Origin of the sequence: Variovorax sp. OAS795 (assembly GCF_040546685.1) — a bacterium.
In the GTDB taxonomy this organism is placed as follows: Bacteria; Pseudomonadota; Gammaproteobacteria; order Burkholderiales; family Burkholderiaceae_C; genus Variovorax.
The window spans coordinates 3,664,420-3,688,531 of sequence record NZ_JBEPOH010000001.1 but is presented as its reverse complement, the minus strand read 5'-3'; the positions used below and the strand labels follow the sequence as shown (position 1 = coordinate 3,688,531).

The following is a 24,112-nucleotide window of genomic DNA, read 5'->3' as shown; positions in this document are numbered from 1 at the left end:
GCGCTAACGCAGGTCGACGCGCTGCGCGCCGGCCGGGGAAAGGCACAGCAGTTGCGCACGCGGCGGATGGGCCGCGGCGTCCCAGTCGCTCAGCACCAGGCGCCTGAGGCCGTCTCCCAGGTCGTGATCTGCGGGGCGGTGCGTGTGGCCGTGCACCAGCGTTCGGGCGCGCGCCTGGCCGAGCCACTGGCGGGCGGCGCCGCCGTCCACGTCGGCCCAGCGCGCCGAGGGGTCGCGCTTGCGGTCTTCGCTTTGAGCGCGCATGGAGCGCGCCAGCGCGCGGCGCTCGGCCAGCGGCCGCGCGAGGAACGCCGCCTGCCATTCGGGCGTGCGCACCTGGGCGCGAAACGCGAGGTAGTCGGTGTCGTCCAGGCAAAGAATGTCGCCGTGGCTCAGAAGCCAGCGTTCACCGTGCAGCACCAGCACCGTGGGGTCGTCCAGCAGCGTGAAGCCGCTTTGGGCCGCGAGCGCCGGGCCGACGAGAAAGTCGCGGTTGCCGTGCATGAAGTACACCGGCAACCGCTCGGCCGTGCGGCGCAGCAGTTCTGCGCACTCGGCCTCGAAGCCGGGCAGGGCGGCGGCGTCATCGCCCACCCACACCTCGAACAGGTCGCCGAGGATGACCAGCGCGTCGGCCGGCGTGGTCTGCAGGTAGCCGCGCCAGGCCTCGAAGGTGGCGGGCTCACCGGCCTGCAGGTGCAGGTCGGATATCAGGTCGACGGTGCGCCATGCGGGCGGGGCGAGCAGCTCCCTGAAAGCCGCAGGTGCCGCGACGTCGGTGCCCATGCCGCGCGCGCCTTCTTTATTCCGAGACGACCACGGCCTTTTCGATCACGACGTCTTCGAGCGGCACGTCGTCATGGAAGCCCTTGCGGCCCGTCTTCACGGCCTTGATCTTGTCGACCACGTCGGTACCGCCGGTGACCTTGCCGAACACCGCGTAGCCCCAGCCCTGGGCCGAGGGAGCGGTGTGGTTCAGGAACCCGTTGTCGGCCACGTTGATGAAGAACTGGGCCGTTGCCGAGTGCGGCGCGCTCGTGCGCGCCATCGCCACGGTGTAGTTGTCGTTCTTGAGGCCGTTGTTGGCTTCGTTCTCGATCTCGGCGCCGGTGGGCTTTTGCTTCATGCCGGGCTCGAAGCCGCCGCCTTGCACCATGAAGCCGGGAATCACGCGGTGGAACACCGTGTTGTCGTAGTGACCGTTCTTCACATAGCTGACGAAGTTCTCGGCCGACTTCGGTGCCTTGGCGGCGTCGAGTTCGAGCGTGATCACGCCGTAGTTCTTGATGTGGAGTTCGATTTTGGGGTTGCTCATGAGGGAGTCCTTCTTTCGGATGTTCGGAAACTACTTCGCCAGGGTGGCGGACTTGATGATGATGGGCTCGAGCGGCACGTTCTGCATGCCGCCCTTGTTACCGGTTTGCACGGCGCGGATCTTGTCGACCACTTCGGTGCCGCCCACGACGCGGCCGAACACGGTGTAGCCGTAGCCGTCGGGATTGGGTGCGTTGAGCGAGTCGTTGTTCTTCACGTTGATGAAGAACTGCGAGGTGGCCGAATTCGGGTTGCCGGTGCGGGCCATCGCGATGGTGTAGCGGTCGTTTTTGAGACCGTTGCCGGCCTCCAGGGCGATGGGCGCGCGCGTTGGCTTTTGTTGCATTTCAGGCGTGAAGCCGCCGCCCTGGATCATGAAGCCATCGATCACGCGATGGAACACCGTGCCGTCGTAGTGCTTGTCCTTGACGTACTGCAGGAAGTTCTCGACCGTCTTGGGCGCCTTGGCCTGGTCGAGCTCGACCAGGATGTCGCCGGCCGAAGTGTCGAGCTTCACGCGGGGGCCGGCCTGCGCATGCGAGGCGCCGGCAAAGGCCAGTGCCGATGCAAGCACCAGGGCGGCGCGGCGGCTGAAAAGTGCGGACGGGAAAAAGGCTTGGGTCTTCAAGAAAAGCTCCGTGTGCGAATGATGTGGGGCGCCGGCAAGGCAATGCAAGCGGCCGCGGCGCAATGCGCCTAGGCAGCGCCGGTGGCTACTTGCTTGCGCGGCCGACCGGCTTGCGCACCTCGGGCGGCGCCGCGGGCAGGACCGCGGCGTCGGCCTGGGTCTTCGGCGTGAAGATCTCGCGGAGCAGCGTGAGCTTGGGCCCGACGCTGGCGTTGGTGCTGGCGAACTGCTGCGCCCGCACATACTCCTGGGCTGCGAGTCGGGCGTAGACGTCACCCAGGTTCTCGTGCGCGGTGGCGTAGTTGGGGTTGAGCTTGAGTGCCTGCTCCAGTGCTGCGCGCGCCTGGTCGAACTTGCTCTGCGCTGCGTAGAGCGCGGCCAGGTTGTTGTAGGGCTCCGGCAGTTCCGGAAAGTCTTGCGTGAGCTGCGTGAACGCGGCAATGGCCTCGTTCTGCTTTTTCTGCTCGGTGAGGATCACGCCGCGCAGGAAGCGCATCTGCGGGTCGCGCGGCTTGCCGGCGATGTAGGCATCGGCCTTGGCAAGCGCCTCGTTCGGCTTGCCCTGGCGCAGCAACGCATTCACGTCGTCGTAGTCGTTGGCATACGCGGCCGAACCCCACAGGCTGAAAAGCAATGCGAAGGCGATGGAGAGTTTTGGAAACGCGACGTGCTTCATGAAGCCTCGGCAGGATTGGGGAAATGCGGGCCTCGAAAACACCCGGAAGGACACGGCAGCTGCCGTTTATACTGCTCTGCATTGTAGCCGAGGGGCCATGTCCAACCCCTCGCGGCCACTGTCCCGCCACCCCTGAAATACACCCTCGTTCGCCCGTGCCGCACGTGCGCGAAGCGACGCTTTCCGAGCCTCATGAGTCTGCGCATCTACAACACGCTCTCGCGTGAACTGGAGGAATTCTCCCCATTGCAAGCCGGCAAGGTGCGCATGTACGTTTGCGGCATGACGGTCTACGATCTCTGCCACCTGGGACATGCCCGCTCGATGATCGGGTTCGACCTGGTGCAGCGCTGGCTCAAGTCCAGCGGCTACGAGGTGAACTACGTCCGCAACATCACCGACATCGACGACAAGATCATCCGCCGCGCGGTCGAGAACGGCGAAACCATCCGTTCGCTCACCGATCGCATGATCGATGCGCTGCATGAAGACGCCGACGCACTCGGCATCGCGCGTCCCACGCACGAGCCGCGCGCTACCGACTACATCCCGCAGATGCTGTCCATGATCGGCACGCTCGAGCAGAAGGGCCTGGCCTACCGCTCGGGCAACGGCGACGTGAACTACGCGATTCGCAAGTTCCCGGGCTACGGCAAGCTCAGCGGCAAGTCCATCGACGAGCTGCATGCCGGCGAGCGCGTGGCCGTGCTCGACGGCAAGGACGACCCGCTCGACCCCGTGCTCTGGAAGAGCGCAAAGGCCAGCGAACCCGACGAGGTGAAGTGGGCCAGCGAGTTCGGACCGGGCCGCCCCGGCTGGCACATCGAATGCTCGGCCATGGCCTGCGAACTGCTCGGCGAAACGCTCGACATCCATGGCGGCGGCGAAGACCTGCAGTTCCCGCATCACGAGAATGAAATCGCGCAGAGCGAAGGCGCGACCGGCAAGCCGCTGGCCAACTACTGGATGCACAACGGCTTCATCGTGACCGACAACGAGAAGATGTCCAAGAGCCTGGGCAACTTCTTCCTGATCCGCGATGTGCTCAAGAAGTACGATGCCGAGACCATCCGGTTCTTCGTGGTGCGGGCGCACTACCGCCGTCCGCTCAACTACAGCGACGTGCATCTGGACGACGCACGCAATTCGCTCAAGCGGCTCTACACGGCGCTCGACCTGGTCGCGCCCGCGGACGTGGGCATCGATTGGAGCGACCCGTATGCGGCCCGCTTCAAGGCCGCGATGGACGAAGACCTCGCCACGCCCGAAGCGGTTGCCGTGCTGTTCGACCTGGCCGGCGAGGTGAACCGGACGCGCTCTGCGGCACAGGCGGGGTTGCTGAAGGCATTGGGCGGCTGCCTCAATATCCTCCAGAGCGATCCGACGGGCTTCCTGCGCGCGGGTGCCACGCTGGACGAAGCCACGATCCAGGCCCGCATCGATGCCCGCGCAGCCGCCAAGGCCGCGAAGAACTTCGCCGAGGCCGACCGCATCCGCGCCGACCTGCTGGCAGAGGGCATCGTGCTCAAGGATTCGCCCACGGGCACCACCTGGGCCGCGGCGCAGTGAACGGAACCACGAATCCCATGCCCGCTTCAAAAAATCCGGCGATCCAGATCTACACGCCGGACTATTGGGAAGAGGCCTGCAAGCACCTGGCCAAGAAAGACCGCGTGATGAAGCGGCTGATCCCGAAGTTCGGCGATGCCTGCCTCGAGTCGCGCGGCGATGCATTCACCACGCTGGCACGCAGCATCGTCGGCCAGCAGATTTCGGTGAAGGCGGCGCAATCGGTCTGGGACAAGTTTGCTGCGCTGCCGCGAAAGATGACGCCCAGCAACGTGCTCAAGCTCAAGGTCGACGACATGCGCGGGGCGGGGCTCTCGGCCCGCAAGGTCGAGTACCTGGTCGACCTGGCCATCCATTTCGACTCCGGCGCGGTGCACGTCGATGCCTGGAAGGACATGTCGGACGAACTCATCATCGATGAACTCGTCGCCATCCGCGGCATCGGCCGCTGGACGGCCGAAATGTTCCTCATCTTCCACCTGATGCGCCCCAACGTGCTGCCGGTCGACGACCTCGGCCTGCTCAACGGCATCAGCGTGAATTATTTTTCGGGCGATCCCGTGAGCCGCAGCGATGCCCGTGAGGTGGCCGTGGCGTGGGCGCCTTATTGCAGCGTTGCGACTTGGTATATTTGGCGCTCGCTCGACCCGGTACCGGTCGCATACTGAACAACAGGAGAAGACGTTGGCGAAACGAACCTTCCTCGACTTCGAGCAGCCCATTGCTGAACTCGAATCCAAGATCGAAGAACTGCGCTATGTACAGACCGAATCGGCGGTCGACATCTCGGAGGAAATCGACCAGCTCGGCAAGAAGAGCCAGCAGCTCACCAAAGACATCTACAGCGACCTGACGCCCTGGCAGATCACCAAGATCGCGCGGCATCCGGAACGCCCCTACACGCTCGACTACGTCAACGAGATCTTCACCGATTTCGTCGAACTGCATGGCGACCGGCACTTTGCCGACGACCTCTCCATCGTGGGCGGCCTCGCGCGCTTCAATGGCACGCCGTGCATGGTGCTGGGCCACCAGAAGGGCCGCGACACCCGGGAGCGCACCGCGCGCAACTTCGGCATGAGCAAGCCCGAGGGCTACCGCAAGGCCCTGCGCCTCATGAAGACGGCCGAGAAGTTCAAGCTGCCCGTCTTCACCTTCGTCGACACGCCGGGCGCCTACCCGGGCATCGATGCCGAGGAGCGCGGCCAGTCCGAAGCCATCGGCCGCAACATCTTCGAGATGGCGCAGCTCGAAGTGCCCATCATCGTCACCATCATCGGCGAGGGCGGTTCCGGCGGCGCGTTGGCCATCTCGGTCGGCGACCAGCTCGTGATGCTCCAGTACTCCATCTACTCGGTCATCAGCCCCGAAGGCTGCGCCTCCATTCTCTGGAAGACCAGCGACAAGGCGCAGGAGGCGGCCGATGCCCTGGGCATCACGGCGCACCGCCTCAAGGCGCTGGGTCTCGTCGACAAGATCGTCAATGAGCCGGTTGGCGGCGCGCACCGCGACCATCGCCAGATGGCCGCATTTCTGAAGCGCGCGCTCAACGACGCCTTCCGCCAGGTCAGCGACCTGAAGCCCAAGGAATTGCTCGAGCGCCGCTACGAACGCCTGCAAAGCTACGGGCGCTTCAACGACACCAAGGCCGACAACGGCAGGTAAGCAAGGGGCCCATGAACGAAGCCTTCGAACGCGCGATGGCCGCGTTCGAGCCGGCGCATCTGCCGCTGGCGGTGGGCTTCAGCGGCGGCGCGGATTCCACGGCCCTCCTGGCCGCCTGCGCTTCCGTGTGGCCGGGGCAGGTGGTGGCTTTCCACGTGCACCATGGCCTGCAGGCCGCAGCCGACGATTTCGAACGGCATTGCGCTGAAGTATGCGAACGGCTCGGTGTGCCGCTGGTGGTGCACCGCGTCGATGCCAGGCATGCGCCTGGCGACAGCCCCGAAGATGCGGCGCGACGCGCCCGCTACCAGGCCTTTGCAACGATGGCCCGCGCGGGCGCAGCGGGCGGAGCCATCCAGTCGGTCGCTCTCGGGCACCATGCCGACGACCAGGTCGAAACGCTCTTGCTGGCCTTGTCCAGGGGCGCCGGGCTTCCGGGCCTGGCTTCGATGCCCGCGTGTGCACGGCGCCACGGACTCGACCTTTACCGGCCGCTGCTGGCCGTGCCCGGCGCGGACATCCGCGCGTGGCTCAAGGATCTCGACCTGCCGTGGATCGAGGATCCGACCAACGAGAACGAGCGCTACACCCGCAACCGGATCCGCGCCGTGCTGCTGCCCGCGCTGGCGCGCACATTTCCCCAGTTCCGCACCACCTTCGCGCGCAGCATCGGCCATGCGGCGCAGGCGCAGGAGCTGCTGGGCGAACTCGCCGCGCAAGACCTTGCCGCGGTGGGCGATCCGCCGCGCACGGGCGCCCTGCAGGCGCTTTCGCGCGCGCGGCAGGCCAACGTGCTGCGGCACTGGCTCATGCAGGCGCACGGCTGCGCGCCGAGCGCGGCGCAGCTCGACCAACTGCTGGACCAGGTTCGCGCCTGCACCACGCGCGGCCATCGGATCCACCTCAAAGTGGGCAACGGTTTCATCGAGCGCAGGGGCGATTTCCTGCATTGGTACAATTACGGGCCCTCGCCCAAGGCTTCGCGCTGACGGCTTGCAGGGCGCCGCGCTTGCACTCCGGAGTGAAGCGGCCCTTTCTTTTTCTCTGAATTCACCCATGGCATTGATCGTTCACAAATACGGCGGTACGTCGATGGGCTCGACCGAGCGCATCAAGAATGTCGCCAAGCGCGTCGCCAAGTGGGCGCGCGCCGGCCACCAGATGATCGTGGTCCCGAGTGCCATGAGCGGCGAGACCAACCGCCTGCTCGGCCTGGCCAAGGAACTGGCGCCGAGCAAATCCAGCGAGGCCCATGGCCGCGAGCTCGACATGCTCGCTTCCACCGGCGAACAGGCCTCGTCGGCGCTGCTGGCCATTGCGCTCCAGGCCGAAGGCATGGAAGCCGTGAGCTACGCGGGCTGGCAGGTGTCGGTGCGCACCGACAACTCGTACACCAAGGCCCGCATCGAAAGCATCGATGACGAGCGCGTGCGCGCCGACCTGGACGCGGGCAAGGTGGTCGTCATCACCGGCTTCCAGGGTGTGGACGACAGCGGCAACATCACCACGCTCGGCCGTGGCGGCAGCGACACCTCGGCCGTCGCCATTGCGGCCGCCATGAAGGCGCACGAGTGCCTGATCTACACCGACGTGGACGGTGTCTACACCACCGACCCGCGCGTGGAACCCGATGCGCGGCGCCTCTCGACCGTGAGCTTCGAAGAGATGCTCGAAATGGCGAGCCTGGGCTCCAAGGTGCTGCAAATCCGCTCGGTCGAATTTGCCGGCAAGTACAAGGTTCCGCTGCGCGTGCTCTCGAGCTTCACGCCATGGGACATCGACATCAATGAAGAGGCCAAGTCCGGCACGCTGATCACTTTCGAGGAAGACGAAAACATGGAACAAGCCGTCGTATCCGGCATCGCTTTCAACCGCGACGAGGCCAAGATCTCGGTGCTCGGCGTGCCCGACAAGCCGGGCATCGCGTATCACATCCTCGGTGCGGTGGCGGACGCCAACATCGAGGTCGACGTGATCATCCAGAACCTCAGCAAGGACGGCCGCACCGACTTCAGCTTTACCGTGCATCGCAACGAGTATGCGAAGACCGTCGACCTGCTCCGTTCGAAGGTCATGCCCTCGCTGGGCGCGACCGAGATCGTGGGCGACACCAAGATCTGCAAGGTCAGCATCGTCGGCATCGGCATGCGCAGCCACGTCGGCGTGGCCAGCAAGATGTTCCGCGTGCTGAGCGAAGAGGGCATCAACATCCAGATGATTTCGACCAGCGAGATCAAGACCTCGGTTGTCATCGACGAAAAATATATGGAATTGGCCGTGCGCGCATTGCACAAAGCCTTCGATCTGGATCAACCGGCCGCCTGACGGTGGCATAATCTCGGCTTCTTTCAGGAACTGTGACCGAGTGGCCGAAGGTGCTCCCCTGCTAAGGGAGTATGGGGTGTAGAGCCTCATCGAGGGTTCGAATCCCTCCGGTTCCGCCAAGCTGATGAAGCCTCGTTGATCTTCGGATTGACGGGGCTTTTTTCATGCTCGGGAAATGCTGCCAGCATGGCTTTGAAGCCATCGGCGGCTTTTTTTTCGTCTGCGTTTTCCGATGCCTCAAGGTCTTCCGCCATTGCCGCGATGAACGCCCGAGTGGGGTCTTCGCCAGCGATGGCTCGCAGCTTGCCGCGCGTGCGCCACGTGCATGGCCGTTCACCTTTTCGCATCGCGATCAGGTTCGATGGGTTCATTTCCATCATCGCAGCTAAACGCCTTAAGCCTCCAGCTACCTCGGCGGCCTCGTTGATAAGAATTTCCAATGGTGTAAGTGTTGTCATAAATGATTACGGCCCTTAGGATCGTGTTGTCAGAAATGAGTACGTTCTCAATCTGACAACTATCTTAAAGGAGCCGCCATGTCCCGTTCGCAAGTGTCTTTTGCTGCCTTTGCGCAGCGCATCGTCTGTCCTCCCCCACCTGCTTCGGCTAACGGCTCGGTTCTGAGCTTGGCGGCTCCTGCTGAGCCCGGGGTGGGGGTGGACACCCCGCTTCGCGTCCTGGTGGCGTGCGAATACAGCGGTCGCGTCAGTGCTGCTTTTCGGGCGAGGGGGCATCACGCATGGTCTTGTGATCTGTTGCCTACGGAGGGTGATCCTGCGTGGCATATCCAGGGCGATGTGCGGCACGTGTTGGGCTTTGGTTTCGATCTGATGATCGCCCACCCTACGTGCACCAGGCTGACGAACAGTGGGGTGCGCTGGTTGCACCAGCCGCCTGTTGGCAAGACAAAGGCCCAGATGTGGGCGGAGCTTGAGGAAGCGGCTGCCTTTTACTGTGAGCTGCGCAACGCCCCGATACCGCTTAAGTCGATAGAGAACCCGATCATGCATCGCTACGCCCGCGAGTTGATCAAGCCCGGTACGCGACAAGTGGTGCAGCCGTGGTGGTTTGGTGATCCGGAGTTCAAGGCAACCGGTCTGGAGTTGATTGGCCTTCCTCCGCTCAAGCCTACCAGGATGCTCACGCCTCCGAAGTCAGGCACCCGCGAGCACGCAGCGTGGTCGATTGTTCATCGCGAGTCTCCTGGACCTGATCGGTGGCGCCGTCGTAGCACCACCAGGCAAGGCCTTGCTGACGCTATGGCTGCGCAGTGGGGTGCGCTGTGACCGCCGCTCAACGCTGGTCCCTCATTCGCAGCCGCGAGTTCTGGCTGCAACGCTGGTTGTTCTGACGTGCCAGCGTTGCGCCCTGTGAGGGCTATCCCGCTCACCCATAGAAGGCTCCGGCTGGGGTGCATCGGGCGCAACGCTGGCACGTCGCCGCAACCCGCCGCAAACAGCGGTTTTTAGGAGCCTCTCATGTCTCAGTTCAGTTCCATCATCGAAGTCCTCGCCGTCGAAAACGAGGAGCGCAAAAGCAAGCGCACCGGCAATACCTACACCCACTTTGCTGCTCGCTGCGTGCTGCGCAACGAAAAGAACGAGGTCGTCACGGTTGGCACGCTGCGTAGCGATCAGATCGTCCCCGAGCTTCGCGACCAAGTGAAGGTTGGCCTCTACGCCGCGACCTTCTCCCTCCGCGTGGCCGACTTCGGCGACCAGAAGGGCGACATTGTCTCCATCCTCACCGGCTTTGTGCCCGCACAAGGTCGCATGCCGCAACCCGCTCCACAGAAGGCCGCCTAATGCTCGCCGCGCTCGCCTTGCTGCTCGCTGGGTTCCTTGCCGGCATGGGCATCTGCGGTTTCATCTGGGCATCTGGCGAGCGCGCGGCCAGGCGTGAGCGGATCGAGCGTGCGCGTCGGCGCGATCACGCAGCGGTTCCCGCGATGCTCTGGAGTGGCGAATGAATTGCGCCGCTATCACTGCCGATGACCTGCTCGTGATCGGGCAGTGGTTTGGGGCCACCAGCGTGTGCTTCTGCGTTCTCGGACTCTCGCTTTTCAAGTTCATCGAGTTCGGCCTTGATGCTGTGGCCAACGTTGTTCGGAAGCGTGGTGCTGCCGCGCCGTTTGCTGCGCGTGCTGCCGCTTTTGAGAAGCTTGCCGCGCGATGGTCAAGGCTGTCTGCTCGCATTGTCGAGCGCAACAGGCGCGAAGCTGAGAGGTCGCAATCGTGATTGGCTGGTTGGCTCGCACCTTCGGTCGCAGTTTCGTTTGGAAGCTCGGCGCTATCGCCGCAATTGCAGCTGTGGCGCTCGTCGAAAGCTGGTTTCGTGGCTGACCCCACCGTCATCCAATGCTCGTCCGCATGCACGGTCACCGTGGTGCACGAGCTTCACATTCCTGTCCTCGATCTGAGCATCGGGGACGCGCAAATGATCGGGGGCGCCATCGTCCTCGTCTGGGCAATTGGCTACGGGTTCCGGGTAGTCAGTCGCCAAATTCAAAGCTCCGGACACAACCACCAAGAAAGTGAGTGAACCATGGACGTGACTGCTGTTGTTACTGCGATTGCCGCTGTGTCGGCTTCCGTGATCCTGGTCGGCAATGCCGACCTCATCGTGCGCGTGGGCGTCAAGGCCTTCTCGTACGTGCGCTCGGCAATCGGGCGCTAAGCGTTGGTGCGGTGCAGGGGACGCCCTGCCCGCCCTTTCCAAAGCATCGATTTCCGGTGCTTCGTAAAGGGCCCGAAATGGACATCGGCGGTATCTACATCCTCATTGCTTTGTTAGGTGCCGCATGGCTCATCTTCTCCGCTTGATCGTCGGTTGTCTCGCCTTGTGGTCCGGCGCCGCGTTTGCCCTCTTGCCCACGACGACGGGCTATAAATGGCCTGGTGACAACGTCACGCTTTATCCGACCATTGAAGCTGCCTGTCGGGCGTGGATTGCTGCAGCGCCCAACGGAGCGAACTACAACTACTCCGGCAATGCCGGATTGATGTGCCAGGTCGTGCCCAAGGCTGGCGGTGCTGCAACGTCCTGGGGTGAGGTGAGTGCTTCTTCTGGCGCATGTCCTGCACACAGTGTCCTCGTCAGTGGTGGTTGCAAGTGCGATACCGGCTACGAAGAGCGCGACGGTCAGTGCCAGACGCCTCAGAGCGTTTGCGTTGCGAAGGCCACGCTGCCCGCGATCCCTCCTGGTGTTACGCAAGAGTTTTCGACCACGAAGCCCAGCAGCACGAGCGGTATGTTCCAGCCGCGCAATGTGTGTATTGACGGGTGCCAGGCCAACGGTAAGCCGTCTTATTGGGCGTGCGGCGGCACCAGTTGCACCATGCATTTCGAAGCTGCTGCGTATACCGGCGCTCCGTGCTCTGGCGATGGCGCCGGCATCCCGAACGTCGAGCCTGCGCCGACGCCACCAGCCGAGCGTTGCCCTGATGGCAAAGTGCCTGGCAGTGTCAATGGCACGAACGTTTGCGTCACGCCTGGCGAAGCTGGCTCATCGAGCGGCACCACCGGCAGCACCACGAACACCGGCACCAATCCCGATGGCACGCCGGCGCCGAGCAGTGGCAGCGGCACCGGGAGCACGTCGAACACCTCGTGCAATGGCACCACGTGCAGCACCACGACGACGACTACGACGACCACCACGAACGGCAGCGGGCAGACCAGTACCAGTCAGCAGACCAGCACCACGGCGCAGCCTCAGCGCGATTACTGCGCCGCCAATCCCAAGGCCAAGGAATGCGCTGGCTCGCCGCCAAGCTCGTTCAGCGGCGCGTGCGCTGGCGGCTTCACCGCGAAGAGCGACGATGCGGTTATCAACGCCATGGCCGAAGAGACCTTTCGGCAGAACTGCAAGGTCAATCCCGACGATGCGGAAACGACGCTGGCCAAAACAGAGCGGGTGAAGACGGGCAACCAGACCACCGACAACCCGAACAACGTTTCGCTGTCCGTCAGTCCTTCCAGCATCGACACCAGCGATGCAATCGGCGGCGGCGGTGGTTGCATCAGCGACAAGGTCATCAACGTTGCCGGCGGGACTGTCGTCTTGCCGCTGTCGCGCTCCTGCGATTCGTTCCCGATGCTCGGCAACCTGCTTGTGGCTATTGGCTTCCTGGTCGCCGCCGTCATCATCATCAGAGGTTGAAATGCCCGCCATTCTTCTTGCCCTTGGCACGCTGTTGCTCCAGATCGTCGGCTCGCTCGCGGGCCGTGTCCTTGTCGCGCTCGGTATTGGTGTGGCGACGTACACCGGCATGAGCACGACGTTCGCCTGGTTGAAGTCTCAGGCCGTGAGCGCGTTCATCGGCTTGGGGCCTGAGGTCGTCGGCATCCTCGGGATGCTCAAGGTCGGTGTGTTCATCAACATCATCTTCTCGGCCCTGCTCGCCCGTGCGGTCATCAACGGCATCCAGGGCGACACCTTCAAGCGCTGGATTCACAAGTAATGCTGTACCTGCGCACCGGGGCGAACGGCTCCTTTAAGACCGCCCTCACCCTCTGGGATGTGCGGCAGATGCAGTTGAAGGAGGGCCGGCAGGTTCTCTTCGTCAAGGATCGGTTCGTTGCCAAGCCCATCCTCACCGAGGAGTTCGGTTGGACGCCCATCGAATTCAAGGACTGGCTCAACTACCGCAACTGCATCATCCTGGCCGACGAGCTGCACCGCGATCTGCCCAAGGTCTCCGAGAGCAGCAAGCGGCCCGAGCACATCGAGATGCTGGCCGAGCATCGGTCGTTCGGTCACGATTTCTTTCTGCTCGATCAGCATCCGCTCAACATCGACCCGTTCGTGCGGCGATTGATCGGCCCGCCTGGCTACCACCAGCACTTCGTCCGGCTGCTCGGTGCCGCCAATGCCGTGAGCGTGCTGGAGTTCAATGCGACCGACACGGTGTGCGAGAAGCCTGGTGCGGTCAAGCGTGCCCAGACGTCGACGCGCAATCCGGAGAAAGAGGCGTACACCTGGTACGAGAGCGCATCGCTGCACACCGGCAAGCTGCGCATCCCGAAACAGGTGTGGACGCTGCTCATGTGCGTTATCGCCTTCGCGGCGGTCGTGTACTTCCTGGTCACCAAGTTCATGCCTGGCAGCACCGGCACCAAGCCCGAGGTTGCGTCAACGAGCTCGAGCTCGAGCTCGAAGGCTGGCTCGTCTGGCTCGGTTCCTGCGGCTGGCGACGAACGCAAGCCGATGACCACCGCCGAGTACATTGCTTCGTATCAGCCGCGGCTGCCTGGCCTGATGCACACAGCGCCGGCCTACGACAAGCTGACGGAGCCGAAGCGTGTTCCTGTGCCTGCCGCATGCGTCGAAATGAAGTCGGTCGGCTGCAAGTGCTACACGCAGGACGCGACGCCTTACCCGGTGGATCTGTCGATGTGCCGCCAGTTGGTCGCACAGGGTGCGTTCCTTGCGTTCCAAGCTGAGGGTGAGGCAAAGACCTCGGCCGCTGCCATGGTGCCCGCCCAAGGCCCGCAAACGGCTGCTGCCGAGCCTTCGGGCATCGTCTTGATCGATGGGGGCGGCAAGTCGACCGGCGCGTCCACGACCGTGGCCACCGCACCGGCACCAGCGCCACAGGCTCGGGTGCGTCCGGGCTCCCCGTGGTCGTTTCAGCCCTCCGGCGGTTTCTGATGCGCTGCTTCCCTGCTAAGCGGATGTTCCATGGCGTGCAGCCATGGCCGGTGGATCGCGTGCGGGCCGTAGGCACGTTGCAGGGCGTGGCCGTCGAGTTCAAGACGTGCGCTGCATGCGGCAATGACTTTACCGGCCCGGGCCTGGAGTGCTGGCGCTGTGAGGGCGACGATCTGGCGCCGCGCGCTGCGGTCGAAGGGCTGAGGTACGAAGCCCGAGGCCGCGCGCAGCGCGGCCTAACTTGTTCTTAAAACACTTTGGAACACCCTATGCGTTGGCTCTGCATTTTCCGTTGGTGGGACGGGTCAATCTCCGAAGGATTGGTCTCGCTCGGTCAGATGAATTCCTTGTTGCTCAAGGTCTGGAACGACGACAACTTTCACGGCTGCTGCCTCTCGTTTGAGGACGTCGCAGCGTAGGCAAAAAAAGACCCGGCAACGCGTCAACGTTCCGGGTCGGATCGGCATCGAGAACTTAGGAGAACACCATGCCAATGGAAAAGTATGTTAACGGTCTTTGGTTCGAAGGGGTAGTGGTCCCTGACAAGTGGGTTATCCGCACCTGGGAGGCTAACGGCGTCATGGAGCGCAGTGCGGCGCCTTACGTCATGTGGCGTGAGCTTCACGACTTCGGATTCAAGCGCGACGGTTGGACACCCATTCGCGACCTTGATCCCGTCGAGGATGCCGAGCTCATCGAGGAACGTCGTCAGAAGTCGCTCGAATCGGCTGCTAGGCGCGCCAAGACGACTTGCCGAAGGGTAATCATCACTGAAGGCTTTAACGAGCTTCTGACGCTCACGTATCGCGAGAACCAAACAGACCGCGAGCTTTGCAAGAAGCACTTCAAAGAATGGGTCCGGCGCATGAAGCGTGCTCTCGGCGGCCAGTTCCGTTACTGCGCAGCATTCGAGAAACAGGATCGCGGCTCGATGCACGTCCACATGGCCACGCACAAACTGCCGAAGAACCCGCTCTACGAAGGTGTCCGCATCAAAGCGTTCGAGCTAGGCACAAAGGTGTGGCGCTCTATCGTCGGCGAGGGCAACGGGCTGTGCTTCGTGGGAGGAAAGAAGCGCGGCAAGTGGCACCAGAAGTGGACCCTCGCGAAGATGGCGGCCTATGTCTCGAAATACATCATGAAGGATTTCGAGGATGCGCCTGCTGAGTCGAATCGCTACAGCCGCAGCGATGGTGTACAGGTGGGTGAGGTGCATACGATGGAAGTCGAGTGCAGCTACGCCGATCTCGTCGGCCTTTGCTACGAATACCTGCCCGGCGACACCACGATTGCCTTGCGTGCGAATCGCTTCAATGACCGGTTGTGGTTCTGCAAGGAGGCGGCTACTTGCAGTGCCCCCAGTTGACCGTTGCTTTTCGTGGCGCACCGGCCTCAGGTGGTGGTCTTGGGTTGTCTCGGGCGTCTTTTTGAAGCGCTTGCCATTTGCACTCATTGATGCTTACAAGCTCGCTGTAGGGCTTGGCTTGATCAGCCGTACTTATCCGTGCACCTGCGTTTTCGATGTCTTCTTTGGCGCATGGTGTTGGCGTCCAGTAGGCGAACTTCTCGGGGGTCTCACAGCGACGAAGGTTCATGTCCGCGTGGGCCATCTGCGTGAGGCTGAGTAGTGCTAGGGCTGTAAAAAGCTTCGTCATGTGTCGAAATGTACAGGGCCTAAGCGCGTGGGGATTGGGCGTTTCTTATCAGGGAGGTCGCGCCTTTGATCCCGCCTCGTGGGGCGAAACATGACGATGTACGGATATGCGCGTGTCTCCACGCGCGAACAAGAAACGCATCTCCAGCTGGATGCACTCAACAGGGCTGGGTGTGACGTAATCTTTCAGGAAAAGGCCAGCGGGGCATCACAGAGGGGGCGGCCAGAGTTAGCGCGCTGCTTGCTTGCGTTGGGACGTGGCGACGTGTTGGTGGTCTACAAGATCGATCGCATCGCACGAAGCCTGTTTGATCTGTTGGACATACTGCGGCGGCTGGAGAAGGTGGGCGCGACGATCAAAAGCGTGACAGAGCCGCTGGACACGACGAACAGTATGGGTGTCTTCGTCGTTCAGATGTTGGGTGCCGTAGCGCAGCTTGAGAGGTCGATGATTCGGGAGCGATCCATTGCGGGACAGATCGCGGCACGGGAGCGGGGAAGGGAGCCCGGTCGGGTGCGAAGCCTGGAGAAGGAAGTGGAGGCTCGGGCGGTTGCTGAGTACCGCGAGGGTGGCGTGACGTACCGGGAATTAGCCGAACGCTACGGGGTGTCGGAATCCGCCGTGAAGCGTGCTGTGTACCGTGTCACGAAGGGTTCGGACTATCTCAAGCGTGGCAAGGTGTAGGGGCGTAAACATCCGGTTCCGCCAAGCCAAGCGCTCCAGCGCTTTAAAACGCCCCGCAAGGGGCGTTTTTCATTGGTGGGCGAGGTTTTCGCAGGGCCGGGCGAGAATCCATGCGCTCCGTATTCCTCTAGCAGCACCCGAAAGCATTCAGCCGCTTCCACCGTCGCAGCCTCCCAACAGAAATGGCCCAAAAGTAACCATCTGTATGGTTAAATCGGCGCAAATACCGCGAAAGAGGACGAGGGAAATTCCATGAAGCTGCTGCTGAGCATCGTGTGCGCCGTTGTTGCCTTGGCCGGGTGCGTCAGCACGCCGCCAACCCCGACGGAGCCTGGAACCGGATCGGGACTGAGCTATGTGCCCATGGTGGGGATGGAGGGCGTCGACAGGGCCCGCTACGACAGCGACGTGGCCGATTGCCGCACCGCGGCGACGCGGATCACCGCGCGCAGCGAAAGCGGCGACGCCATGTGGCTGGCGCTGGGCCTCGGCCTGCTCACCGTGCACGGTCAGGGCATCGTGGCTGCGGCGGCGCAGGGCGGCATTGCGGCTGCGACCATCGACATGTCGTACCGCCCCGATGCGAGCGTGGTCGCCGAGCACCAGCAGATCGCGATCGTGCACTGCATGGCCAAGCGCGGCTATCGCAATCTCGACCCGAACGTGCGCGACACGTTCTATGGCCACTCCTTCAATCCGGAGGTCGTCCTGGCGCCGCGCCGCACTGGCGTGGACACGTATAATGCCGAAGTCGCCGCCAAGGCAGGGCAGTGCAGCATCCAGCCGCGCGCGGAGCTGACCGCCAAGGGGCCGGGCTACGAGTCCTACAGCGTGCCGTGCGCGAACGGCGCGACCTGGGCCGTGCGGTGTGAATTCGGCAAGTGCCGCGTGCTGGGGCAATCGGCCGTTCGCCGCTCCTGAGTTCCGCAAGCCGGCGCGCCATCGGCAAGCGGCCCAAGCTCGGCCCATCAGCTGATCACTTGATGATCATGCCCTTGAGCGCGGGGTCAGCGGGTGGCGCCTCGAGCTTCATGTCGCGCAGCGTCTTCATGAGCAGCTTGGCAATCATGAGATTGCGATGCCGCTTGTGGTTGGCCGGTATCACGTACCAGGGCGCATGCGCCGTCGACGTGGCCCGCAGTGCTTTGCCGTAGGCATCCTGGTAGGCGTTCCACTTGGTGCGGACTTCGAGGTCACCCATGCTGAACTTCCATTGCTTGCCCGGCGTGTCGATGCGCGCCTGCAGCCGTTCGCGTTGCTCGTCCTTGTCGATGTGCAGCATGCACTTGACGATGACCGTGCCGGTCTCGACCAGCAGGCGTTCGAAATCGTTGATCTGCGCATAGCGCCGCTTGCTTTCGGCCTTGTCGATCCAGCCCTCGACCACGGGCACCAGCACGTCTTCATAGTGGCTGCGGTTCCACACCGCGATCTCGCCCGCGCGGGGCACCACGGCATGGCAGCGCCAGAGATAGTCGCGCGCGCGTTCGTCCTCGCTCGGCGCCTTGAAGGCCGTGACCCTGACGCCCAGTGGCGAGGTGCGCGAAAAAACCCAGCGCACGGTCCCGTCCTTGCCGCTGGTGTCCATGCCTTGCAGCACCAGCAGGACCTTGCGCCGGCCTTCGGCATGCAGCAGGTCCTGCATTTCGTCGAGTTCGCCCGCGAGCGCATCGATCTCGGCGACTTGCGCGGCTTCATTGCCGTCGAGAAACGGCGTTTCGCCGGGGTTCACCTGGGAGAGCTTGAACTTGCTGTCGTCGACGCGGTATTTCTTGAGGCTGGCCATGGACCGGAGCTCCGTGCAAAGACACGCAGCGTACGCGATCGGCCGCGGGCCAGCTCAGCGATCGGTCTCGTCGGGGTCGATGGACGCGCTCCACCGGTTGTCCCAGTCGGCATGGCGTGCCGCACCGTCGAGCTCGCGGCGGTCGCGCTTGGTGGGCCGTCCCTGTTCGATCGCCAGTGCCGGCTCGCTCCCCATGCGGCGCTGCTCGCGCGCGGCAGCCTGCGCGGCGATGCTCTCGGGCGTTTCTTCGTACAGCTGCTGAGCCACGGGTGCCGGGCCGCGCTGGCCACTGAGGCCACGCACCATGACCGTGCGCGTCACGGCGCCCAGGCGGATGGCGACGGTGTCGCCTGCCTTGACCTCGCGCGAGGCTTTGGCGATGTCGCCGTTGACCTGTACCCGGTTCTTGCCGATCTCGTCCGCGGCCAGGGAGCGCGTCTTGAAGAAGCGGGCGGCCCAAAGCCATTTATCGATGCGCAAGCGATCCATATTCAGGAATTGTGAGGGTGGACAGGGAGCCGCACGACAGCGTCGAGCCCGACCACCTGTGCGGAATTTTCCTGCACGCTGCGGTTGTCCAGGTCGATGCGCCCGCCCAGCGCGAGCACGATCTCGCGGCATATCGCCAGGCCCAGCCCCGAGCCGTTGCCCGTGTCGCCGGCAGAGAAGGGCGCGAACAGGCGCTGGCGCAGTTCGGCCGAAATGCCCGGGCCCTCGTCGCGCACCGTGAGCACGGCTTCATCGTCTTCGCAGCGCACCATGACGGAAAGCGCGGCGCCCCGCGGGCTGTGCTTGATCGCGTTGTGCAGCAGGTTGCGCGTGAGCTCCTGCAGCATCCAATGGTGTGCACGCACCGTCACGGGCTGGTCGACCGCCAACTCGAAATCCAGCGCCTTGTCGGCGATGAGCGGCGACAGGTCCAGCGCAATCTGGCGCACCACCTCGCCGAGTTTCAGGGGAACCGATTCCGGCTGCTGCCTCAGTTGTTCGACCTTGGCGAGCGAGAGCATCTGGTTGGCGAGCGTGGTGGCGCGCTCCACCGTCTGGTTGATTTCGCGCAGCGCCTGTTCGGGCGCCACGTCGCCGCGCCGTGCCGATTGCACCTGTGCCTTCAGCACCGCCAGCGGCGTGCGCAGCTGGTGGGCGCTGTCGCGAACGAAGCGCTTCTGGTGGTCGAGCAGGCGCTGCAGCCGGCCCATGACCTCGGTGGTGGCATCGACCAGCGGCCGCAGTTCGCGCGGTGCGTCGGGCGCATCGATGGGCGAGAGGTCGTCGGCTGCGCGCTTCTCGATGGCTTCGCCGAGCTCCCGCACCGGCCGCGTGGCGCGCTGCACCACCAGCACCGTGACCAGCGCGATGACGCCCATCAGCAGCAGCTGGCGCCACAGCATGTCCACGAGCAGCTTGCGCACCAGCGTTTCGCGCAGTTCGAGGGTCTCGGCCACCTGCACCACGGCCATGCCGCGCCCGCGCCCGCTGGCGACCGGCTGCAGCAGCACCGCCATGCGAACCGGCTGGCCCTGGAAGCGCGCGTCGTAGAAATCGACCAGCGCCGCATAGGCTCCGCGATCGGGGATGCGGCCGCGCCAGAACGGCAGTTCGCCAAAGCCCGAGACCATTTCGCCGTCGAGCGCGGAGACGCGATAGAAAAGACGGCTGCGGTTGTCGGCCTCGAAAGCCTCGAGCGCGGAATAGGGCACGATCGCGCGCAGCCGCGCGGCGTCGTCGTAGCCCTCGACGTCGAGCTGCTCGCCGATGGTCTTGGCCGATGCGAGCAAGGTCCGGTCGTAGGCCGTGGTGGCCGCCGCCAGGCTCTGCCGGTACAGGCTCACGCTGTTGATCACGATGAACAGCGCCACCGGCGCGAGAATGCCGAACAGCAGCCTCGCGCGCAGCGACAAGGCCGTCTTCATGGTTCGGCGCGCAAGAGGTATCCCAGGCCGCGCAGCGTCATCAGCGCGGCGCCGGTGCCCACGAGCTTCTTGCGCAGGCGATACACCACCACCTCGACGGCTTCGTACTGCACGTCGGTCTCGCCCGGAAACACCAGCTCGAAGAGCCGCTCCTTGCCGACCGCGTGGCCGGGCTTCATCATCAGGGCCTTGAGCAGCGCCAGTTCGCGCGGCGTGAGTTCCAGGATGCCGCCGCGGTGATAGATGGCGCCGCTTTCGGGCTCGAAGCGCAGGCCGCCGACTTCCTGCGGGTTCAGGATCACGTCGGTGCCGGCATTCTGGTGGCGGCGGCGCAACGCGCGGATGCGCGCCTCCAGCTCGTCGAGGTCGAAGGGCTTGGGCAGGTAGTCGTCGGCGCCGGCGTTCAGGCCCATGATCCGGTCGCCCACGGTGCCCCGGGCGGTCAGGAGCAGCACGGGCGTGCGCAGCCCCGCGGCGCGCGCCTGCGCCAGCACCTGGAGGCCGTCCAGGTTGGGCAGGCTCAGGTCGAGCGCCACCACGTCGGGCTCCAGTTCCCGCCATTGCGCCACGGCCAGGGCGCCGTCGCCGCAGATGCGCACGTCGATCTTGCTGCGGGCGAGGGCGCGCTGCAGGGTGACCTGCATCGAGGGATCGTCTTCGACCAGCAGCAGCTTCATGGGGTGTGGTGGGGCAATGGTACTTCGGTGTTTTCCCCAGTCCGGTGGACAGCCAACTGACAGCGGGGCGGCGCATGATAGCGGCTCAGGTCCAAGTCAGGTTTTCTTTAGTTACCAGGAGACATCGATGCGTCGCGACACCTTTTTGAAGTCATTGGCCGCGCTGGCCGCCGCCGGAGCGCTGCCGTTGTCGGCACGCGCCGCAGCCAACGTCAAGATGATGATTCCAGCCAACCCGGGCGGTGGCTGGGACACCACGGGCCGCGCGCTGGGCAAGGCACTGTCCGAAGCCAAGCTCGCTGACACGGTCACCTACGACAACAAGGGCGGCGCCGCCGGCGCGCTGGGCCTGGCCCAGTTCGTGAACGGCTCCAAGGCCGATCCGAACGCGCTCATGGTGATGGGCTCCGTCATGCTCGGCGGCATCATCACCGGCAAGCCGCCGGTCAACCTGTCGCAGGCCACGCCCATTGCGCGCATGACCACCGAATACAACGTGTTTGTGCTGCCGGCCAATTCGCCGTTCAAGACCATGAAGGACGTGGTCGATCAGCTCAAGAAAGACCCGGGCAGCGTGAAGTGGGGCGGCGGTTCGCGCGGTTCCACCGAGCACATTGCCGCGGCCATGATCGCGCAGAAGGTCGGCGCCGATCCGTCCAAGATCAACTACGTGGCCTTCCGGGGCGGCGGCGAGGCCACGGCGGCCATCCTGGGCGGCAACGTCACCGTCGGCGGCAGCGGCTACAGCGAGTTCGCCGAGTACATTGCCGCCGGCAAGATGAAGGCCATTGCCGTCACCTCCGCCCAGCGCCTGCCCGGCATCAACGTGCCCACGCTCAAGGAGCAGGGCATCGACGTCGAGATCGGCAACTGGCGCGGCGTGTATGGCGCCCCCGGCATCACTGCGGACCAGCGCAAGGCCCTGACCGACATGGTGCTGGCCGCGCTCAAGAGCCCGTCGTGGGCCGAATCGCTCAAGAAGAACGACTGGACCCCGGCCGTGCTGTCGGGCGACGCTTTTGCCAAGTTCGTCGACGACGACTTCGCCAGCCTGCGCGCCATCATGGTGAAGTCCGGGATGGTTTGATCTCGCTCGCCCCCAGGCTACGCGCACTTCGTGTCGCTTCAATGGGGACGGGTGGGGAGCTCTTTTGAATCGCGGGCCTTTCAGTAGGCCCTCTTTTTTCCCTGACTGTGGGAGCAAAAAATGACAACTCCAGAATCCTCGGTCTCGCCGCAACCTGCGGCTCTTTGGCCGCAAACCCTGGTCGGCGCCGGTGTGCTGCTGACCGGCCTGGCACTGGCTTTCGGCGCCATCAGCATTCCTTCCGAGGCCGGCTACGGCGGCGTCGGGCCCAACTTCCTGCCCTGGCTGGTGGCCTGCGTGCTCACGCTTTGCGGCGGCTGGATCCTCTGGGAAGCACGCACCGGCGGCTTTCGCGAGCTCGATGCCCCGACGGGCGCCGAGCAGGCCTTCTGGCCCGGATTCGTCTGGGTGTCGGCGGGCCTGCTGCTCAATGCGGCGCTCATCACCCAGCTCGGCTTCATCCTGAGCTGCACGCTGTGCTACGTGCTGGCGGTGCAGGGCCTGCGCCGCGCGAGCGGACATCCTTCGGCCAACCTGCCGCGAACATGGGCCATCGATCTGCTGACCGGCGCGCTCATTGCCGCGCCCGTGTTCTGGATGTTCACAAAGTTCCTGGCCATCAACCTGCCGGGCCTCACGACGACGGGTTGGATCTGACATGGAAATCTTCAACGCACTCATGACGGGTTTCGCCACGGCGATCACCCCGGTCAATCTGCTCTGGTGCCTGGTGGGCTGTGCCTTGGGCACGGCCGTGGGCGTGCTGCCGGGCATCGGCCCGGCCGTCGCAGTGGCCATGCTGCTGCCGATCACGGGCAAGGTCGACATCACGGCCTCCATGATCTTCTTCTCGGGCATCTACTACGGCGCCATGTACGGCGGCTCGACCACCTCGATCCTGCTGAACACGCCGGGTGAAACGGCCAGCATGGTCACGGCGATGGAAGGCAACAAGATGGCCAAGAGCGGACGCGCGGGCGCCGCGCTCGCCACTGCCGCCATCGGCTCCTTCGTGGCCGGCACCATCGCCACGGTCATCGTCACGCTGTTCGCGCCTTTCGTGGCCGAGTTCGCCGTGAAGCTCGGTCCGCCCGAATATTTCCTGCTGATGCTGCTGGCCTTCACCACTGTGAGCGCGGTGCTGGGCAAGAGCACGCTGCGGGGCATGACGGCGCTGTTCATCGGCCTGGCAGCCGGCTGCGTCGGCCTCGACCAGATCTCGGGCCAGGGCCGCTACACGGGCGGCATTCCCGAACTGCTGGACGGCATCGAGATCGTGCTGGTGGCGGTGGGCCTGTTTGCAGTGGCCGAAGTGCTGTACGCGGTGCTCTACGAGGGCAAGGTGGTCGAAGGCCAGAACAAGCTGAGCCGCGTCCACATGACCAAGCGCGACTGGAAGCGCTCCATTCCCGCATGGCTGCGCGGCACCGCCATCGGCACGCCCTTCGGCTGCATTCCCGCAGGCGGTACGGAGATTCCGACTTTCCTGAGCTATGCGATGGAAAAGAAGCTGGCCAAGAATTCGGAAGACAAGGCCGAGTTCGGCACGGCAGGCGCCATCGAAGGCGTCGCCGGACCCGAGGCCGCCAACAACGCGACGGTGACCGCGGCGCTGATCCCGCTGCTCACGCTCGGCATCCCGACGTCGAACACCACCGCCATCCTGCTCGGCGCGTTCCAGAACTACGGCATCCAGCCGGGCCCGCAGTTGTTCACCACATCGGCCGCATTGGTCTGGGCGCTGATCGCCTCTCTCTACATCGGCAACGTGATGCTGCTGGTGCTGAACCTGCCAATGGTGGGCCTTTGGGTCAAGCTGCTGAAGATTCCCAAGCCGCAGCTCTATGCCGGCATCCTGATCTTCGCGACGGTGGGTGCCTACGGCATGCGCCAGAGCGCGTTCGAACCTGTTCCTGCTGTATGGCATCGGCCTGCTCGGCGTGGTGATGCGGCGCTTCGACTTCCCGACCGCTCCGGTGGTCGTGGGCATGATCCTCGGGCCGCTTGCAGAAGCGCAACTGCGCAATGCGATGTCGATCGGCGAGGGAAGTGCAGCGGTGTTCTTCCAGCGGCCGATGTCGATCGCGCTGGTGGTCATCATTGTGGCTGTGCTGGTGTTGCCGCGCGTTGCCAAGCGGATGAGTGATCGGAAGCTGGCTCGGTTGGCGGTCTGATTTTCATGCCCTCTCGCGCTCTTGTTCCGGGCGCGAAGGGACGCTTTTTTTGGACGCTGCGAAGCGTTTGCTTCCCGAGGCCGGGATTCCGCCCGGCGGCGGACTCACTTTCTTTTGCTTCGCCAAAAGAAAGTAAGCAAAGAAAAGGCGACCCCACTGTCTGCGACCCCTTCGCTTTGCTACGGGGCAACCTGCGGTGCTCGGGTTTCGCGGGGTCCCGCAGAACTCGCTTCGCTCAAACAGCTGCGAGCCCTGATCCGCGAAACCCTGCGCTCCTCGGCGCATACAGAGGGGCTTGGGTGCCGA

27 protein-coding genes, 1 tRNA gene and 1 pseudogene are annotated in these 24,112 nt (G+C 64.2%); 20 read left to right on the top strand and 9 right to left on the bottom strand.

Features of this window, described 5'->3' with window-relative positions; translation table 11 throughout:
* Positions 1–3: 3 nt before the first annotated feature.
* The 4 genes from ABID97_RS17865 to ABID97_RS17850 form a co-directional block, all read right to left on the bottom strand.
* The gene (locus tag ABID97_RS17865) at positions 4–786 is read right to left on the bottom strand and encodes a UDP-2,3-diacylglucosamine diphosphatase (RefSeq protein WP_354399753.1); all 783 of its coding nucleotides are present in this window, start codon (positions 784–786) and stop codon (positions 4–6) included.
* Positions 787–802: 16 nt separating this feature from the next.
* Positions 803–1,315 carry a peptidylprolyl isomerase gene (locus tag ABID97_RS17860; protein ID WP_354399752.1) on the bottom strand — a complete coding sequence of 171 codons (513 nt, stop codon included), beginning with the start codon at positions 1,313–1,315 and terminating at the stop codon, positions 803–805.
* A 30-nt stretch (positions 1,316–1,345) separates the two neighbouring features.
* Complete coding sequence (locus ABID97_RS17855; RefSeq protein ID WP_503012780.1) at positions 1,346–1,942, bottom strand: peptidylprolyl isomerase; 597 nt, start codon at positions 1,940–1,942, stop codon at positions 1,346–1,348.
* Between the two features lie 85 nt (positions 1,943–2,027).
* A complete protein-coding gene (locus ABID97_RS17850) occupies positions 2,028–2,618 on the bottom strand; it encodes a tetratricopeptide repeat protein (RefSeq protein WP_354399751.1) in 591 nt (196 codons plus the stop codon).
* Positions 2,619–2,810: 192 nt separating this feature from the next.
* On the opposite strand from ABID97_RS17850, the gene cysS reads away from it, so the two are divergent.
* From cysS to ABID97_RS17820, 6 genes are all read left to right on the top strand, one after another.
* Positions 2,811–4,187 (top strand): cysteine--tRNA ligase, encoded by a 1,377-nt coding sequence (gene cysS / locus ABID97_RS17845; RefSeq protein WP_354399750.1) that lies wholly within the window; start codon positions 2,811–2,813, stop codon positions 4,185–4,187.
* A gap of 17 nt (positions 4,188–4,204) precedes the next feature.
* A complete protein-coding gene (locus ABID97_RS17840) occupies positions 4,205–4,855 on the top strand; it encodes a DNA-3-methyladenine glycosylase family protein (protein WP_354399749.1) in 651 nt (216 codons plus the stop codon).
* 16 nt (positions 4,856–4,871) lie between these two features.
* On the top strand, positions 4,872–5,852 hold the full coding sequence (locus ABID97_RS17835; RefSeq protein WP_354399748.1) for an acetyl-CoA carboxylase carboxyltransferase subunit alpha: 981 nt from the start codon (positions 4,872–4,874) through the stop codon (positions 5,850–5,852).
* Positions 5,853–5,863: 11 nt separating this feature from the next.
* Entirely contained in the window at positions 5,864–6,841 is a 978-nt protein-coding gene (gene tilS, locus ABID97_RS17830) for a tRNA lysidine(34) synthetase TilS (RefSeq protein WP_354399747.1), read from the top strand.
* Between the two features lie 67 nt (positions 6,842–6,908).
* On the top strand, positions 6,909–8,177 hold the full coding sequence (locus ABID97_RS17825; RefSeq protein WP_354399746.1) for an aspartate kinase: 1,269 nt from the start codon (positions 6,909–6,911) through the stop codon (positions 8,175–8,177).
* A gap of 26 nt (positions 8,178–8,203) precedes the next feature.
* Positions 8,204–8,296, top strand: a tRNA-Ser gene (locus ABID97_RS17820).
* Here ABID97_RS17820 and ABID97_RS17815 read toward each other — a convergent pair.
* Entirely contained in the window at positions 8,264–8,635 is a 372-nt protein-coding gene (locus ABID97_RS17815) for a hypothetical protein (protein WP_354399745.1), read from the bottom strand. The two genes, ABID97_RS17820 and ABID97_RS17815, sit on opposite strands and share 33 nt — an antisense overlap.
* 78 nt (positions 8,636–8,713) lie before the next feature.
* Here ABID97_RS17815 and ABID97_RS17810 point away from each other — a divergent pair, with 78 nt between their 5' ends.
* The 11 genes from ABID97_RS17810 to ABID97_RS17760 all read left to right on the top strand — a co-directional run bounded on the left by ABID97_RS17810 (position 8,714) and on the right by ABID97_RS17760 (position 17,090).
* Positions 8,714–9,463 carry a hypothetical protein gene (locus tag ABID97_RS17810; protein WP_354399744.1) on the top strand — a complete coding sequence of 250 codons (750 nt, stop codon included), beginning with the start codon at positions 8,714–8,716 and terminating at the stop codon, positions 9,461–9,463.
* Between the two features lie 192 nt (positions 9,464–9,655).
* On the top strand, positions 9,656–9,982 hold the full coding sequence (locus ABID97_RS17805) for a hypothetical protein (RefSeq protein ID WP_354399743.1): 327 nt from the start codon (positions 9,656–9,658) through the stop codon (positions 9,980–9,982).
* Positions 9,982–10,146: a hypothetical protein gene (locus ABID97_RS17800; RefSeq protein WP_354399742.1), complete on the top strand. Its 165-nt coding sequence runs from the start codon at positions 9,982–9,984 to the stop codon at positions 10,144–10,146. The genes ABID97_RS17805 and ABID97_RS17800 overlap by 1 nt, the downstream gene beginning before the upstream one ends.
* A complete protein-coding gene (locus ABID97_RS17795; RefSeq protein WP_354399741.1) occupies positions 10,143–10,415 on the top strand; it encodes a hypothetical protein in 273 nt (90 codons plus the stop codon). The genes ABID97_RS17800 and ABID97_RS17795 overlap by 4 nt, the downstream gene beginning before the upstream one ends.
* Before the next feature lie 306 nt (positions 10,416–10,721).
* Positions 10,722–10,853, top strand: coding sequence for a major capsid protein (locus tag ABID97_RS17790; RefSeq protein WP_354399740.1), 132 nt, complete (start codon positions 10,722–10,724; stop codon positions 10,851–10,853).
* Between the two features lie 124 nt (positions 10,854–10,977).
* Complete coding sequence (locus ABID97_RS17785) at positions 10,978–12,339, top strand: hypothetical protein (RefSeq protein ID WP_354399739.1); 1,362 nt, start codon at positions 10,978–10,980, stop codon at positions 12,337–12,339.
* Position 12,340: 1 nt separating this feature from the next.
* Entirely contained in the window at positions 12,341–12,640 is a 300-nt protein-coding gene (locus tag ABID97_RS17780) for a DUF2523 domain-containing protein (RefSeq protein WP_354399738.1), read from the top strand.
* Positions 12,640–13,830, top strand: a complete 1,191-nt coding sequence (locus ABID97_RS17775) for a zonular occludens toxin domain-containing protein (protein ID WP_354399737.1) — start codon at positions 12,640–12,642, stop codon at positions 13,828–13,830. The genes ABID97_RS17780 and ABID97_RS17775 overlap by 1 nt, the downstream gene beginning before the upstream one ends.
* Positions 13,831–14,317: 487 nt before the next feature.
* Positions 14,318–15,196 carry a rolling circle replication-associated protein gene (locus ABID97_RS17770; RefSeq protein WP_354399736.1) on the top strand — a complete coding sequence of 293 codons (879 nt, stop codon included), beginning with the start codon at positions 14,318–14,320 and terminating at the stop codon, positions 15,194–15,196.
* 379 nt (positions 15,197–15,575) lie between these two features.
* On the top strand, positions 15,576–16,169 hold the full coding sequence (locus tag ABID97_RS17765; RefSeq protein WP_354399735.1) for a recombinase family protein: 594 nt from the start codon (positions 15,576–15,578) through the stop codon (positions 16,167–16,169).
* A 252-nt stretch (positions 16,170–16,421) separates the two neighbouring features.
* The gene (locus ABID97_RS17760; protein WP_354399734.1) at positions 16,422–17,090 is read left to right on the top strand and encodes a hypothetical protein; all 669 of its coding nucleotides are present in this window, start codon (positions 16,422–16,424) and stop codon (positions 17,088–17,090) included.
* A 55-nt stretch (positions 17,091–17,145) separates the two neighbouring features.
* Here ABID97_RS17760 and ABID97_RS17755 read toward each other — a convergent pair whose 3' ends face one another.
* From ABID97_RS17755 to ABID97_RS17740, 4 genes are read right to left on the bottom strand one after another with little or no spacing between them, the layout of a single operon-like run.
* Entirely contained in the window at positions 17,146–17,955 is an 810-nt protein-coding gene (locus tag ABID97_RS17755; RefSeq protein ID WP_354399733.1) for a PPK2 family polyphosphate kinase, read from the bottom strand.
* A 54-nt stretch (positions 17,956–18,009) separates the two neighbouring features.
* Positions 18,010–18,444, bottom strand: coding sequence for an RNA-binding S4 domain-containing protein (locus ABID97_RS17750; RefSeq protein WP_354399732.1), 435 nt, complete (start codon positions 18,442–18,444; stop codon positions 18,010–18,012).
* 2 nt (positions 18,445–18,446) lie between these two features.
* A complete protein-coding gene (locus tag ABID97_RS17745; protein WP_354399731.1) occupies positions 18,447–19,868 on the bottom strand; it encodes a sensor histidine kinase in 1,422 nt (473 codons plus the stop codon).
* Positions 19,865–20,545 (bottom strand): response regulator, encoded by a 681-nt coding sequence (locus ABID97_RS17740; RefSeq protein WP_354399730.1) that lies wholly within the window; start codon positions 20,543–20,545, stop codon positions 19,865–19,867. The genes ABID97_RS17745 and ABID97_RS17740 overlap by 4 nt, the downstream gene beginning before the upstream one ends.
* A gap of 127 nt (positions 20,546–20,672) precedes the next feature.
* On the opposite strand from ABID97_RS17740, the gene ABID97_RS17735 reads away from it, so the two are divergent.
* The 3 genes and pseudogenes from ABID97_RS17735 (at position 20,673) to ABID97_RS17725 (ending at position 23,806) form a co-directional block, all read left to right on the top strand.
* Entirely contained in the window at positions 20,673–21,632 is a 960-nt protein-coding gene (locus ABID97_RS17735; RefSeq protein ID WP_354399729.1) for a Bug family tripartite tricarboxylate transporter substrate binding protein, read from the top strand.
* Between the two features lie 120 nt (positions 21,633–21,752).
* Positions 21,753–22,289 (top strand): tripartite tricarboxylate transporter TctB family protein, encoded by a 537-nt coding sequence (locus ABID97_RS17730; protein WP_354399728.1) that lies wholly within the window; start codon positions 21,753–21,755, stop codon positions 22,287–22,289.
* Position 22,290: 1 nt separating this feature from the next.
* Positions 22,291–23,806, top strand: a pseudogene (locus ABID97_RS17725) (tripartite tricarboxylate transporter permease).
* Positions 23,807–24,112 lie beyond the last annotated feature (306 nt).

What these genes read in the sequence shown, in the direction of transcription:
- ABID97_RS17865 (WP_354399753.1), bottom strand. Translation starts at nt 786, where the DNA reads ATGGGCACCGACGTCGCGGCACCTGCGGCTTTCAGGGAGCTGCTCGCC.
- ABID97_RS17860 (WP_354399752.1), bottom strand. Translation starts at nt 1,315, where the DNA reads ATGAGCAACCCCAAAATCGAACTCCACATCAAGAACTACGGCGTGATC.
- ABID97_RS17850 (WP_354399751.1), bottom strand. Translation starts at nt 2,618, where the DNA reads ATGAAGCACGTCGCGTTTCCAAAACTCTCCATCGCCTTCGCATTGCTT.
- cysS (WP_354399750.1), top strand. Translation starts at nt 2,811, where the DNA reads ATGAGTCTGCGCATCTACAACACGCTCTCGCGTGAACTGGAGGAATTC.
- ABID97_RS17840 (WP_354399749.1), top strand. Translation starts at nt 4,205, where the DNA reads ATGCCCGCTTCAAAAAATCCGGCGATCCAGATCTACACGCCGGACTAT.
- tilS (WP_354399747.1), top strand. Translation starts at nt 5,864, where the DNA reads ATGAACGAAGCCTTCGAACGCGCGATGGCCGCGTTCGAGCCGGCGCAT.
- ABID97_RS17825 (WP_354399746.1), top strand. Translation starts at nt 6,909, where the DNA reads ATGGCATTGATCGTTCACAAATACGGCGGTACGTCGATGGGCTCGACC.
- ABID97_RS17815 (WP_354399745.1), bottom strand. Translation starts at nt 8,635, where the DNA reads ATGACAACACTTACACCATTGGAAATTCTTATCAACGAGGCCGCCGAG.
- ABID97_RS17810 (WP_354399744.1), top strand. Translation starts at nt 8,714, where the DNA reads ATGTCCCGTTCGCAAGTGTCTTTTGCTGCCTTTGCGCAGCGCATCGTC.
- ABID97_RS17805 (WP_354399743.1), top strand. Translation starts at nt 9,656, where the DNA reads ATGTCTCAGTTCAGTTCCATCATCGAAGTCCTCGCCGTCGAAAACGAG.
- ABID97_RS17800 (WP_354399742.1), top strand. Translation starts at nt 9,982, where the DNA reads ATGCTCGCCGCGCTCGCCTTGCTGCTCGCTGGGTTCCTTGCCGGCATG.
- ABID97_RS17795 (WP_354399741.1), top strand. Translation starts at nt 10,143, where the DNA reads ATGAATTGCGCCGCTATCACTGCCGATGACCTGCTCGTGATCGGGCAG.
- ABID97_RS17790 (WP_354399740.1), top strand. Translation starts at nt 10,722, where the DNA reads ATGGACGTGACTGCTGTTGTTACTGCGATTGCCGCTGTGTCGGCTTCC.
- ABID97_RS17785 (WP_354399739.1), top strand. Translation starts at nt 10,978, where the DNA reads ATGGCTCATCTTCTCCGCTTGATCGTCGGTTGTCTCGCCTTGTGGTCC.
- ABID97_RS17780 (WP_354399738.1), top strand. Translation starts at nt 12,341, where the DNA reads ATGCCCGCCATTCTTCTTGCCCTTGGCACGCTGTTGCTCCAGATCGTC.
- ABID97_RS17775 (WP_354399737.1), top strand. Translation starts at nt 12,640, where the DNA reads ATGCTGTACCTGCGCACCGGGGCGAACGGCTCCTTTAAGACCGCCCTC.
- ABID97_RS17770 (WP_354399736.1), top strand. Translation starts at nt 14,318, where the DNA reads ATGCCAATGGAAAAGTATGTTAACGGTCTTTGGTTCGAAGGGGTAGTG.
- ABID97_RS17765 (WP_354399735.1), top strand. Translation starts at nt 15,576, where the DNA reads ATGACGATGTACGGATATGCGCGTGTCTCCACGCGCGAACAAGAAACG.
- ABID97_RS17760 (WP_354399734.1), top strand. Translation starts at nt 16,422, where the DNA reads ATGAAGCTGCTGCTGAGCATCGTGTGCGCCGTTGTTGCCTTGGCCGGG.
- ABID97_RS17755 (WP_354399733.1), bottom strand. Translation starts at nt 17,955, where the DNA reads ATGGCCAGCCTCAAGAAATACCGCGTCGACGACAGCAAGTTCAAGCTC.
- ABID97_RS17750 (WP_354399732.1), bottom strand. Translation starts at nt 18,444, where the DNA reads ATGGATCGCTTGCGCATCGATAAATGGCTTTGGGCCGCCCGCTTCTTC.
- ABID97_RS17745 (WP_354399731.1), bottom strand. Translation starts at nt 19,868, where the DNA reads ATGAAGACGGCCTTGTCGCTGCGCGCGAGGCTGCTGTTCGGCATTCTC.
- ABID97_RS17740 (WP_354399730.1), bottom strand. Translation starts at nt 20,545, where the DNA reads ATGAAGCTGCTGCTGGTCGAAGACGATCCCTCGATGCAGGTCACCCTG.
- ABID97_RS17735 (WP_354399729.1), top strand. Translation starts at nt 20,673, where the DNA reads ATGCGTCGCGACACCTTTTTGAAGTCATTGGCCGCGCTGGCCGCCGCC.
- ABID97_RS17730 (WP_354399728.1), top strand. Translation starts at nt 21,753, where the DNA reads ATGACAACTCCAGAATCCTCGGTCTCGCCGCAACCTGCGGCTCTTTGG.